Annotated in this window: 14 protein-coding genes and 1 pseudogene; 12 read left to right on the top strand and 3 right to left on the bottom strand. The window is 46.1% G+C overall.

Annotation, left to right across the window (positions count from 1 at the left end):
• A pseudogene (locus tag J7J01_08395) lies at window positions 1–132 on the top strand (IS5 family transposase).
• A gap of 133 nt (window positions 133–265) precedes the next feature.
• A complete protein-coding gene (locus tag J7J01_08390; GenBank protein MCD6210884.1) occupies window positions 266–427 on the top strand; it encodes a DUF2283 domain-containing protein in 162 nt (53 codons plus the stop codon).
• Window positions 428–638: 211 nt separating this feature from the next.
• On the opposite strand, the gene mutS is transcribed toward J7J01_08390, so the two are convergent.
• A complete protein-coding gene (gene mutS, locus J7J01_08385) occupies window positions 639–3,230 on the bottom strand; it encodes a DNA mismatch repair protein MutS (protein MCD6210883.1) in 2,592 nt (863 codons plus the stop codon).
• A 48-nt stretch (window positions 3,231–3,278) separates the two neighbouring features.
• Window positions 3,279–4,784 carry a serine--tRNA ligase gene (locus tag J7J01_08380; GenBank protein MCD6210882.1) on the bottom strand — a complete coding sequence of 502 codons (1,506 nt, stop codon included), beginning with the start codon at window positions 4,782–4,784 and terminating at the stop codon, window positions 3,279–3,281.
• A 65-nt stretch (window positions 4,785–4,849) separates the two neighbouring features.
• On the opposite strand from J7J01_08380, the gene J7J01_08375 reads away from it, so the two are divergent.
• The 7 genes from J7J01_08375 (at window position 4,850) to J7J01_08345 (ending at window position 8,294) form a co-directional block, all read left to right on the top strand.
• Window positions 4,850–5,197: a DUF134 domain-containing protein gene (locus tag J7J01_08375; protein MCD6210881.1), complete on the top strand. Its 348-nt coding sequence runs from the start codon at window positions 4,850–4,852 to the stop codon at window positions 5,195–5,197.
• A gap of 8 nt (window positions 5,198–5,205) precedes the next feature.
• Window positions 5,206–6,042: an Mrp/NBP35 family ATP-binding protein gene (locus J7J01_08370; protein ID MCD6210880.1), complete on the top strand. Its 837-nt coding sequence runs from the start codon at window positions 5,206–5,208 to the stop codon at window positions 6,040–6,042.
• A gap of 419 nt (window positions 6,043–6,461) precedes the next feature.
• Complete coding sequence (locus tag J7J01_08365) at window positions 6,462–7,004, top strand: DUF5320 family protein (GenBank protein MCD6210879.1); 543 nt, start codon at window positions 6,462–6,464, stop codon at window positions 7,002–7,004.
• Between the two features lie 12 nt (window positions 7,005–7,016).
• Window positions 7,017–7,376 (top strand): NifB/NifX family molybdenum-iron cluster-binding protein, encoded by a 360-nt coding sequence (locus tag J7J01_08360; protein ID MCD6210878.1) that lies wholly within the window; start codon window positions 7,017–7,019, stop codon window positions 7,374–7,376.
• A 27-nt stretch (window positions 7,377–7,403) separates the two neighbouring features.
• Complete coding sequence (locus J7J01_08355) at window positions 7,404–7,559, top strand: hypothetical protein (protein ID MCD6210877.1); 156 nt, start codon at window positions 7,404–7,406, stop codon at window positions 7,557–7,559.
• Window positions 7,560–7,618: 59 nt separating this feature from the next.
• Window positions 7,619–7,966, top strand: a complete 348-nt coding sequence (locus tag J7J01_08350) for a DUF5320 domain-containing protein (protein MCD6210876.1) — start codon at window positions 7,619–7,621, stop codon at window positions 7,964–7,966.
• A 37-nt stretch (window positions 7,967–8,003) separates the two neighbouring features.
• Window positions 8,004–8,294, top strand: a complete 291-nt coding sequence (locus tag J7J01_08345; protein ID MCD6210875.1) for a 4Fe-4S dicluster domain-containing protein — start codon at window positions 8,004–8,006, stop codon at window positions 8,292–8,294.
• 12 nt (window positions 8,295–8,306) lie between these two features.
• Here J7J01_08345 and J7J01_08340 read toward each other — a convergent pair whose 3' ends face one another.
• Window positions 8,307–8,798 (bottom strand): metal-dependent transcriptional regulator, encoded by a 492-nt coding sequence (locus J7J01_08340; GenBank protein MCD6210874.1) that lies wholly within the window; start codon window positions 8,796–8,798, stop codon window positions 8,307–8,309.
• Between the two features lie 95 nt (window positions 8,799–8,893).
• Here J7J01_08340 and J7J01_08335 point away from each other — a divergent pair, with 95 nt between their 5' ends.
• The 3 genes from J7J01_08335 to J7J01_08325 all read left to right on the top strand — a co-directional run bounded on the left by J7J01_08335 (window position 8,894) and on the right by J7J01_08325 (window position 11,116).
• Complete coding sequence (locus J7J01_08335; protein ID MCD6210873.1) at window positions 8,894–9,979, top strand: haloacid dehalogenase-like hydrolase; 1,086 nt, start codon at window positions 8,894–8,896, stop codon at window positions 9,977–9,979.
• Window positions 9,980–10,535: 556 nt separating this feature from the next.
• Window positions 10,536–10,853 carry a nitroreductase family protein gene (locus J7J01_08330; GenBank protein MCD6210872.1) on the top strand — a complete coding sequence of 106 codons (318 nt, stop codon included), beginning with the start codon at window positions 10,536–10,538 and terminating at the stop codon, window positions 10,851–10,853.
• A 95-nt stretch (window positions 10,854–10,948) separates the two neighbouring features.
• The gene (locus tag J7J01_08325; GenBank protein MCD6210871.1) at window positions 10,949–11,116 is read left to right on the top strand and encodes a nitroreductase family protein; all 168 of its coding nucleotides are present in this window, start codon (window positions 10,949–10,951) and stop codon (window positions 11,114–11,116) included.
• Window positions 11,117–11,293 lie beyond the last annotated feature (177 nt).

Genomic DNA, 11,293 nt, shown 5'->3' with positions numbered 1-11,293 from the left:
AAAAACGATAATAATTGGAGATACCACCAATTTGACGGTGGATATTAACGGGTTCAGAAAGAAGTATAAGAGTGAAGATTTAAAATATAAGGACTATAGGACTATAAATGGGCTTATTCCAGGTCCAGAGGCTTGTTGAATGGTGACATTTTGGAGGGGTTAAAGAAGGTTTAGATTTTATATTCATGCGGAATGCGGAATGTCACACATCACATACCAGACCGAATAGAGTATTTTAAGAACCTACAACTATTTTTAAAACCAGATGGTTTTATACATCAATTTCAAGAAGCCAAGCCATGCAGATGATTCCAAACTCACTGATGATGACATCATAATCAGATATGAGAAAGGAGAGATCATAGGGTTCACCGCCCTAAATGCAAGCAGAAGAAAGAGAGAAAGAAAATATGGGCACGGCGTATAAAAGGGCGTATCTGGCTTCGTGCCTTCGGCACTATGCCCAAATACCTCTTTGGGGAACTTCAGATACGGTCGGAACGTTATACACCTTTTCGTTTAAGGAGGTAAAAGCATGAAAATTGACCTGAAGCAAGGTAGGACATAAGACATCGGAAGTTTTAATAATCGGAGAGTGAAATAGCAGCGAACAGCGCATACATGATACTCACTTCTTATCAGTTATTATCTGTGACCGCTTTCCTCAGCTCATACAGCTTATTCAATGCCTCTATCGGCGATATCTTATCTATATCCAGCCTTCTCAATGCCTCTACCACTGGATGCTCCTTAGTGACGTACCGCACCTCCACTCTCCGCTCTGTTTCATGAGGTGCCTTATCCTTATCCTCATCCTCCATACGCTTCAGAACGCTCTTTGCTGTTTCTATCACTGCTTGAGGTAGTCCAGCGAGCTTAGCAGCCTGGATACCATAGCTCTTCGTGCCTTTACCTTCCTGCACCTTCCTTATGAAGAATATTTCATCCCCTGATTCCTTTATCGCAACATTGTAGCACTTCGCACCACTCAGCCGGTCAGCAAGGCTCGTGAGCTCATGGAAATGCGTAGCGAACATCGTCTTCGCTTTTATCTCATCATGTACATATTCCGCAACCGCCCACGCTATACTGAGCCCGTCAAGTGTACTTGTGCCACGCCCGATCTCATCCAGTATCACCAGACTCCTCTCGGTTGCATTGTTCAATATGTTTGCAGTCTCACTCATCTCCACCATGAACGAACTCTGACCCATGGAGAGGTCATCATAAGCACCCACACGCGTGAATATCCGGTCAACGATGCCTATTCTCGCTTCTCGCGCGGGCACGAAAGCTCCTATCTGCGCCATCAAGACAATTAACGCCGTTTGTCGCATGTATGTGCTCTTACCGCTCATGTTCGGTCCCGTGATGATCATCAATCGTGTTGGATCATTGAAATGGACGTCATTGGGCACAAATCCTTCCTTCACCTCCTGCTCCACCACCGGATGCCTGCCCTCCTTTATCGTCAGCTCCTGTCCTTCCACCACTTCAGGACAGTAATATTGGTTCTCCACAGCAACCTCAGCAAGCGCTAATAGCATATCCAGCTCCGCAATCAGGTTTGCAGCTTCCTGTATATCCTTACTCCGGGCAGCGACATTCAGCCTTATCTGCTCGAAAAGTTCGTATTCCAGCTCTTTTATTCGCTCATCGGCACTCAATGCCTTCGCCTCATACTCCTTCAACTCCTCTGTTATGTAACGCTCGGCTTCTGTCAGCGTCTGTTTCCTTATATATGTGTGTGGCACCTTCTTAATCTGTGATTTCCTCACCTCTATGTAATACCCGAAGACCTTATTATAACCCACTTTTAGCGATTTTATACCTGTTCGGGCTTTCTCACGCTCCTCAAAGTCCGCTAACCATTGCCTGCCCTCGTGCTTTATCCTTCTTAATTCATCCAGTTCTTTATTGAAGCCCTCCTTTATCACTCCACCATCCTTTATCGTCGCTGGTGGCTCCTCCACTATCGCACGCTCCACAAGCTCTACAACAGAAGAGAAGTCCATTGCCTTTAAGCTCTTCCTGATTTCTTTTAGCCTTCTGGCACGACATTTCTTTAATAAATCCTGAATCGCATTTATCTGCTCTAACGACCTTCGTAACAATATCAAATCCCTGCCTTTTGCATTCCCATACGCCACACGGCTTATTATCCGCTCAATATCGAATATCTCACTGAAAGCGTCCTTCAATGCCTCTCTGAGTAGAATATCATCAAAGAACTCCTTTATCACGTCCTGTCTGCTCCTTATCTCGTCCACATCCAGTAAAGGATACCTCAAACTCTTCTTCAGCAGTCGAGAACCCATACCAGTGAGCGTTTTATCCAATACACTGATAAGCGTGCCTCTTTGCGTGCCATCCCTTATATTTGCGAATATCTCAAGATTACGAACCGTTACACTGTCCACAACCATATAATCGGAAACGAAGAGAGTCTTCAGCGGCTTTATATGTGACAGGATACGTTTCTGTGTATCCCTGAGGTAAGATATAACAGCCCCCGCAGCCGATATACCAGCCTTTAGCCCGGCACAACCAAAACCATCGAGCGATATAACACCAAAATGGTTTATCAATGCCGTATATGCGTTCTTATACTCGAAGTAATAATCGTCATAGCGCGATATTGCACATCCCACCTCGCATTCCCAATCCAATGATAGCGATTCTGGTATCACAATCTCCGCAGGTCTCACTCGCTCTATCTCATTCCCCAGTGAGCATTCATCTTCCAGTTCCGTCAGCCAGAACTCCCCGGTTGATATGTCTATCGTGGCAATCCCTACTTTGCCCTCTACACGACTCACGCACATGAGATAATTAGAAGCACGCTCCTCCAGAAGTGTATCCTCTATAACCGTCCCGGGTGTGATGAGTCGCACAACCTCACGCTTCTCTATCCCCGTCCCCCGTTTCTGTCTGTCCTCCATCTGCTCACATATAGCCACCTTGTAGCCCTTCTTTATCAACTGCCGTATGTATGGCGTGACAGCATGAAAAGGCACCCCAGCCATTGGTATTCGTCCCGCTGCACCCTTACCACGACCTGTTGTGGTTAATGCAATCTGCAATTCCCGGGATGCTATCCTTGCATCTTCACCAAAAGTCTCATAGAAATCACCCACACGGAATAGTAGGATCGCATCCCGGTACTTATCCTTTATCCTGTAATATTGCCGCATCATCGGCGTTAGCTCTGTCATCTTCTTTACTAACACCTATACCTATACTATCCTACCCTATACACAGCCATACATATACATACATCACAGGAACCTGAACACTTCGGGCAACTTGCCCGTTATTCGTCTAAACTCCTCCGTCCATTGCTCAGGTTCTAAGCCTTTCTGCGCAAGCAGAACTGCAGTCCATCGTTCCAGACCCACACCTGAACAGCCCGACCACAACTCTTTTCCACTCTGCAGCTTCACACTGAAACCTTTTGGATATTTGTCACCGTTCACACTCACATTCTGGAATTCCAGCCATTTGCCACTGTATGGCAGAATAGCCTCAAAATCTACCGTACCCACCTCCTTCAACTCCGCCAGACCCGCCATACCCTCCTGTGCCATGAACCAGGGTGTCACCCACGCTTCCCGCCATTCTATATCCAGTATCTCTGCGAATATACGGCGATAACGCTCACGTAGCTCGTTAGCATGCTCTATCACCTGCTCTTTTGTCCCTATCCATACAATCTCCACCCTGTGGAACTCATCCAGCCGTTCTATACCATGAAGCCCACCACTTTCATATCTGTGCGAAGTACCAGACCTATCAAATACCTTTATTGGCAGAATTGAATCTGGCAATGTCTTACCCATGAGAAATATCCAGAATGGTGGGCATTGCGCATAACACAGCCCCCCTATGGGCTCTATTCGGTCCTTTATCATCTCCAGAGGCACTTCATTTGTTACTTTGTAATAATCCATCACCTCCTCCCAGTACTCAGGGTCCCGTGTCTTCGGTGCGCATACGTAATAAGCCTCAGGATAAATACCCTTTGCATGCCCTGATCTCTTCCAGACCTCCCATGGCACCAGCTTCGGAAATACCATCTCCTCATAACCCAAAGGCTTCAATACCTTTTCTATCAGTACGCGCTCGAACGCTCTGAAAATTCTCGTTATCTGTGGTCCGTAAATCCACTGACCGCGTCCTGCGGCATGTCTTATCCAGCCTCGCTTCACCATCTCCTCTGTAGGGTCTTTATCAAACCGGAATGACTTCTTCTTGCTCTCAAATAGTAATTCCCAGTGCTCACTCTTGCCTTTCCAGCTCGCTATTGTCTTTTTCTCATCCAGTAGCCTTAATAACCTATCAGGAATCCGTTTCTCCAGTGCTGCATAGTCCACATCGAGATACAGTGTTAAACGCCCGTCATTATGCTTTAACTCACTCACAAAAGGTAATCGCTTCAATTTGATGCTCTCTTCCCAACCCATAGTTATCTTATAGCTCTCTATCTCTATGCCCCTTATCCCGATCCTGTATTTAGCGAGGAATCTACCGAACTCCTTCTTCAATCTGGTAAGAGCATCATGAGCCCTTACAAATCTATCAGAGCTCAAATCCAGCTTTAACTCCTCTCCCGAAACGCTCCATTCCTCTATCTCTGCACCACATCCCGGTGGCGCACCACGTTTCAGTAAAGGTTCTGCGGACTCACGCATAAAATCGCTCAGCTCTGATAGCGTTATATTATTCAGACTGCTACTGCATTTAAGTACCGCCTTCAATTGAAACTGGATATCGCTATCACTCATGCATGCACCAGATAGAAGATGAATTTATTTGATATTAAATGATACACAACATATTATAATTATAGATGCGAAGAGCAAGAAGGCGGAGATGTATTGGCTTCCAGCCGAATTTTCTATACTTTGAACCCCGCGACCGGGCATATACGTGTGGAGAAGAGGTATTGAAGCTGGAGGAGCTGGAAAGTATAAGATTGAAGGACTTTTTACAACTCGACCAGGCGAGTGCGGCAGCGCAGATGGGCATTTCTCAACCCACTTTCCATCGTATCATAACGGAAGCGCATCGTAAGATAGCACGCGCACTCGTTGAGGGTAAGGCTATAAGGATAGAGGGTGGGCATTACGTGATGGTGGAGAGGACTCGCTGGCAGGGTTATAAAAATGGTCCCATGAGTGTTGTTGATAGGAGGTAATATAGGATATGGCAGAAGAGAGAGAAGAGGGTAAAAGGAGTGTGGCAGAGCAGGAGAGGGCGGTACAGGCGATGATGGAGAAGGTGAAGCATAAGGTAATGGTGATGAGTGGAAAGGGTGGAGTGGGGAAGACGACAGTGGCAGCGAATCTCGCGTTCGCTCTCGGAATGAAAGGTCTGGACGTGGGTCTAATGGATGCAGACATACATGGACCTGATATACCAAAGATACTGGGGATAGAAGATAAGCGACCGGGGGCATCGGGCGATAAAATACTCCCGATATTGGTCACGCCACGTTTGAAAGCGATGTCCATCGGCTTTCTCCTCCCTGACAGGGATTCCGCTATTATATGGCGGGGGCCGATGAAGATGAATGCGATAAGGCAATTCCTCTCAGATGTGGACTGGGGTGAACTTGACTATCTCGTCATAGACCTCCCGCCGGGCACAGGTGATGAGCCACTGAGTGTTGCACAATTGATAAAGAATGTGGATGGCACGATAATAGTAACAACACCACAAGACCTCGCACTGCTCGATTCGAGGAAGGCAGTGAACTTCTCCAGGGTGCTTAAATTGCCTGTTATAGGCATAATAGAGAACATGAGTGGATTTGTCTGCCCCTATTGTGGCAAAGAGATAAATATCTTCAAATATGGCGGTGGTGAGCAGTCGGCGCGTGAACTTGGCGTTACTTTCCTTGGTAGGGTACCTATTGATCCCGGGATGGTGATAGCTGCGGATAACGGAACCCCGTTCGTATTGCAGAAGGACTCTAAGGTGCGTGAGGCATTCGAGCATATAGTGGAGAAGGTGCGTGAGATAGTGGAGAAGAAGAGATAAAGAAGAGGGATGCAAACGATTTTTCTGAAATCTGGATAATATACCTTTTATTTTCTTTTAACAGCGCTTCAGTATCAAATACCACCATTTATCTTATCTCTGCTCCAAAGTTTTCTCTTTTTTTATATCCGTTTCTCTTGCCTCTTCTATAACTTCTCTCGCTGTCATACCTTTAAACATTTCTCTTAGCGAGCCTTTTTCTTCGGAACTGGGAATGACTTGAGTTAAACGCCTTCTCCAGACTCAACCACAATCGCTCTATCTTTAAACCCAAATTTTTCCCTCATTTTGCATTACTTTAAACTTATGGAGTTACCATTCGAGCTACTGGGAAAAGGCAATTTATATTTTTATATGATGAATATATATTCAATAATGATGTAGGTGAGAGATAAAGGGAGAAGCGAGGCGATATAGAAATGAAGGTATGCGTAACTGCAATGGGAAAGGACCTGGATGCAGAGGTGGATCCAAGGTTCGGGCGATGCCAGTATTTTATATTCGTTGACACAGATACAATGGCGTTCGATGCTGTGGAGAACACCGCTATAGCAGCACCAGGTGGAGCAGGAATTCAAGCTGCACAGACCGTTGTGAATAAAGGCGTAGATGTACTCATCTCGGGCAACATCGGTCCTAATGCCTTCCAGGTGCTCTCTACCGCGGGTGTAAAGGTCGCAACAGGCGCGTATGGCACTGTAAGAGAAGCAATAGAGATGTATAAAAGTGGTAAATTGAACGTGAGCGGAGGTTCTACAGTTGGTGCTCATGCCGGTATGGGTATGGGCATGGGTATGGGTGGAGGTCGCGGTATGGGACGAGGCATAGGGCAAAGCATGGTTATGCCACAGGGAGAAAAAGCTGAAAAAGAGAGTCTCGAAGGACTCGAGGAGATGGTAAATAAACTGGAGAACGAATTAAAGGAAGTGAAGAAGCGTATAGAGGAGCTCAAGCGGAGGTGAGGTGATGCAGGAATGAAGATTGCCGTTCCCGTAATCGGAACGCAGGGGTTGGACGCCCCTGTGAGTGAGCATTTTGGTAGAGCGCCCGCTTTCACCATAGTGGATATGAGCACGAAGGAAGTGAAGGTGGTCCCGAACTCGGGTGAGCATTTCGGTGGTGTTAAAGTAGCACCAGAAATCTTAGCAGAGGAAGGTGTGGAGGTAGTACTCTGCTCAGGATTAGGACCGAAGGCAATAAACATGTTTGAGCAGTTTGGTATAGAGGTCTATGTGGGTGCGAGTGGAACAGTAAGAGATACAATAAGAGCATTTCAGGCTGGTTTGCTTCACGAAGCTTCGGATAAAGACGCATGTATGATGCACAGGCATTGATTCAAACAGGAGGTGATATGGATATATATGAGTGGAGGAAGAGGGCGAATGGGCGGTAGAGGACTGGGTCCTGGTGGTGAGTGCGTATGCCCGAAATGTGGATACCGGGTGCCACATTCGCGTGGTGAACCTTGCTACAATAAGACATGCCCAAAATGTGGCACCAGTATGACGAGGGCATGATGTTCATGTGTCTGGAGTTAAAAATAGAAATAGAAGAAGTTAGGAGGTGATGTGAAAAAATGGCGTTCGGGTGGTATGGAAGAGGAGGATACCGCTGGAGAAACATGTATTACCTCACGGGCTTGCCAGGCTGGATGAGGTTCGGGTTCTCTCCAGGCTGGATAGGTAGAAGCCCAACCGGATTGCCACCGACAGCGCAGTATCTCATGCAGAGCGGACAGTTGCCTCAGTTCAGTTCATGGATACAGCAGCAGATGCCGGTAGCAGGTATGGGTATGGGCATTGGCATGGGTACAATGCCCGGCATGACAAGGGAGCAGGAGATTTCGATGCTGGAGAATCAGGCGAAGATGCTCAGTGAGCAGTTGGAGCAGATAAAGAAGAGACTGGATGAATTGAAGAAATGATGCAGGGGGTCTAATCCCCCCTATTTTTTTCAATGCGATGATTTGGTTATGGAAGGCTTTTGTTGATGAGCATTTATGTGTGGGCTGTGGCAAGTGCACCAGAGTCTGCTGGACTGGTGCGATCAGGCTTGCGGATGTGGATAAGAAAGCCAGAGTTGATTTCAGACGCTGTGTCTGCTGTACCGCATGTGTGAGGACATGTCCAGCAGGTGCTGTACATATAGTGCCATATCCAATCGGGAATTTGGAATTTGAGGAGTTAAGTGCTCGTTTAAATATAATAGAGAGGCAGCTTAAAGACTTAACGAGGAGCATTGAGCATTTATAGCAGTTATAATTGTTACCCCTCATTTAGCAGCATAGTGATGCCTTTATCAACACCCTCACAGGGATGTCTCCCGGTCTTACAGAATGTTTCAAAGTGCTGTAGCCACTGTGGATAGTCGGGAGCGGAGCGAACGAAGCGAACGAAGCTCCTCAACTGCTCTATCGTCTCGGGCTCCAGTTCATGCTCCATTATGCATGCATCCTTATTCGCTATCCGCGGTGGTACTTTTATTATCTCGAGAAAAGCACGTATAGTTTCATGTCGGTCCTTCACCACTTTTGCTATCTTCTTACCCTTTGGCGTCAGGGTTATACCCTCATACTTCTTGTAATTGACAAGCCCCATCCCGTTTAGCCTCCTTGCCATCTCCACAACACTGGATGGTTTCACATTTAATACTCTGGCTATCTCTTTCACCCTTGCATATCCCTTCCCTTCCTGCAAGGAGATGTTCAAAATCGCTTCAAGATAATCCTCCGCTTTCCTGCTCAACATCACCGGCATCACAATAAATTAGGTCTACCTATATAAAGTAGGCTACACTTACACATATTAATCTCTTATCTATGCTATTCCTTTTATATCAATATCGGAATGAAATGATAATCTTCTTCGATCTCGAGGGACCTCTATCACCGCAGGACAATGCATACGAGGTGATGAAGCTAATAGGAGATGAAGGTGCACATATCTTTGAAGCTATAAGCAACTATGATGACATATTGGCGCTGGAGGGGCGAGAAGGTTACGAGCCGGGTGATACTCTCGCATTGATCATCCCCTTCCTCATGCTTCATGGTATAACAGAAGAGGACATAAAACGAGTATCAGAACGTGCAACGCTTGTAAGAGGTGCGAAATATCTATTTGAGAGGTTACGTGCTGAGGGCTGGGATATATATATCATCTCAACAAGTTATGAGCAGCACGCATACAATATAGGTCGCAGGCTGGGGCTTGAACCCTCGAGGATTATATGTACAGCCTTAACCTTAAATCAGGATTGGATGTCCGGAAAGGAGAAGGAATCACTACTATCACTGACGAAGAGAGTAGAAGAGAGGATAATTGAGCTTCATTCTAATTCCCATTCGCAAATTAACGAGCTCAGGTCGGTAATGGATGATTTCTTCTTCCATCAGTTGCCACGTTCCGGGTTTGATGTATTACGGCAGGTGAGGGTGATAGGTGGAGAGCGGAAGGCGGAGGCGATAAGGAGCATCATGAAGGAGAAGGGGAAGCCACTCAGTGACGCTATTGCTGTTGGGGATAGTATCACCGATTATAAGATGCTAAAGTTGATAAAAGAGCACGGTGGCTTATCGGTTGTATTCAATGGCAATGAGTATGCAGTGCCGTATGCCACAGTGGGACTTGCATCTGTTGATATATCCTTCCTCCTTATCCTCTGCGATGCGTTCGTCCAGGGCGGTAAAGCGAGAGTAAAGGAGATAGTGAGGACGTGGGAAGCGAACAGGGCGGATTTCGAGAGCAATCCTGACGCAGTCGCAGACGATTACATCAGGGATGATATAAAAGACTGTATTAAGATTAAGAGCAGGAAACTACCACTTCCGTATTTACACGATATTGAAGATGCAGATGATAGCGAGTTGGAGGCGATAATAAGGGTACATAAACGCGTAAGGATGGAGGTAAGAGCCCGGGCAGGGAGATTGGGCTGAAGTTGAATTCTATTAATTTCAATGATGGGAGAGGTAATGATAGAGTTGAGGTTGAGGTGCCTTTGGTAGCATTGGATGATTCCGCTGTCGTTGACAACATGGTTTTTCACTACTGACTCGCATACGGTGAAGCCACTGTTCTTCCTGAGAGGGATATTAGAAGCCTAGTAATTGCAGGCAACTGAGGGGTACAGAAAAGGGTAAAGATGCAGAGAGAATTGGCACATTCAATCCAGTAAGCATTTTTATTACCTTCTTCACCGTCTCCAATGCTACTTTTGATGAGGTTGTTTGTCATCACAAGGAATTATCTTCAATCTCGGGTCCATCGCATATACTTATAAAAATAGTAGGCAAATAAGAAGTAAGAAGTAAGAAGAGACTGACCGTGCTTGTAATCAGTGTTGCCATAATCAGTGGGATTGGATTTGGGTTTGTGATATTCATATTCCAAAACGAGAGAGAAGAACCCTGCCATATCCCGGTCGCGGAACATAACGCAGAAATAAAACTGCCTGAGCCTGTAAAGGATAGTGATACATCAATAGAAGAAGCTTTGCTTGAAAGAAGGTCTATCAGGCAGTATAAGGACGACCCGTTGACACTTGCTGAAGTTTCACAGCTTCTTTGGTCTGCTCAGGGGATTACTGGTCTTTGGGGAGAGAGAACAGCGCCATCCGCAGGTGCTACTTATTCTCTTGAAGTTTACATCGTTGTTGGAAATGTGATGTGTATAACCTCTCCGAAGAAATTTATAAATATAAACCGCACGAACACAACAAACTTGAGAAGGTTGCGGAAGGGGATAAAAGGGCTGAGCTATGTGATGCTGCCCTCGGACAACGTTGTGTCAGAGATGGTGCCATTGTCATAGTATTCTCTGCGGTTTATGAGCGAACAACAGGGAGATATAAAACGCCAGTCAGAGATGAACGAACAGGAGCGAGCTACCTGAGGGGAGTAAGATATGTGCACATGGAAGTCGGACATGCCGCTCAGAACGTTTATCTGGAAGCAGTATCCTTGAATTTAGGAACAGTAGTTGTAGGCGCTTTTTCTGACGGGAGAGTAAAAACGATAATGAATATGCCGGAAGAGGAGCAGCCACTGTATATAATGCCAGTGGGGAGGGTGTGATGCCGGGATGCAGGATGCAGGTTTCCTCATGCCTCGCAAGCACACCTCATTGCAAGGAGATGGAAATACAGCAGCTTCGGGATAAGCAGAAACGCCTTTTCGAAACCAGTGGTCTGATACAAGTCAACTCTTATCATAGTTGTTACTCAACCGACCCTATTATTTATTATTACCCCG

This window comes from Methanophagales archaeon (assembly GCA_021159465.1).
Classification (GTDB): Archaea; Halobacteriota; Syntropharchaeia; order Alkanophagales; family Methanospirareceae; genus G60ANME1.
Note: the sequence above shows the minus strand (reverse complement) of the source record. Positions and strands in the feature narration are given on the sequence as shown.

Bases quoted from the DNA above. Each gene is read 5' to 3' on its own strand.
- J7J01_08390 (MCD6210884.1), top strand. From the start codon at position 266: ATGGTTTTATACATCAATTTCAAGAAGCCAAGCCATGCAGATGATTCC.
- J7J01_08380 (MCD6210882.1), bottom strand. From the start codon at position 4,784: ATGAGTGATAGCGATATCCAGTTTCAATTGAAGGCGGTACTTAAATGC.
- J7J01_08375 (MCD6210881.1), top strand. From the start codon at position 4,850: ATGCGAAGAGCAAGAAGGCGGAGATGTATTGGCTTCCAGCCGAATTTT.
- J7J01_08370 (MCD6210880.1), top strand. From the start codon at position 5,206: ATGGCAGAAGAGAGAGAAGAGGGTAAAAGGAGTGTGGCAGAGCAGGAG.
- J7J01_08365 (MCD6210879.1), top strand. From the start codon at position 6,462: ATGAAGGTATGCGTAACTGCAATGGGAAAGGACCTGGATGCAGAGGTG.
- J7J01_08360 (MCD6210878.1), top strand. From the start codon at position 7,017: ATGAAGATTGCCGTTCCCGTAATCGGAACGCAGGGGTTGGACGCCCCT.
- J7J01_08355 (MCD6210877.1), top strand. From the start codon at position 7,404: ATGAGTGGAGGAAGAGGGCGAATGGGCGGTAGAGGACTGGGTCCTGGT.
- J7J01_08350 (MCD6210876.1), top strand. From the start codon at position 7,619: ATGGCGTTCGGGTGGTATGGAAGAGGAGGATACCGCTGGAGAAACATG.
- J7J01_08345 (MCD6210875.1), top strand. From the start codon at position 8,004: ATGATTTGGTTATGGAAGGCTTTTGTTGATGAGCATTTATGTGTGGGC.
- J7J01_08340 (MCD6210874.1), bottom strand. From the start codon at position 8,798: ATGCCGGTGATGTTGAGCAGGAAAGCGGAGGATTATCTTGAAGCGATT.
- J7J01_08335 (MCD6210873.1), top strand. From the start codon at position 8,894: ATGATAATCTTCTTCGATCTCGAGGGACCTCTATCACCGCAGGACAAT.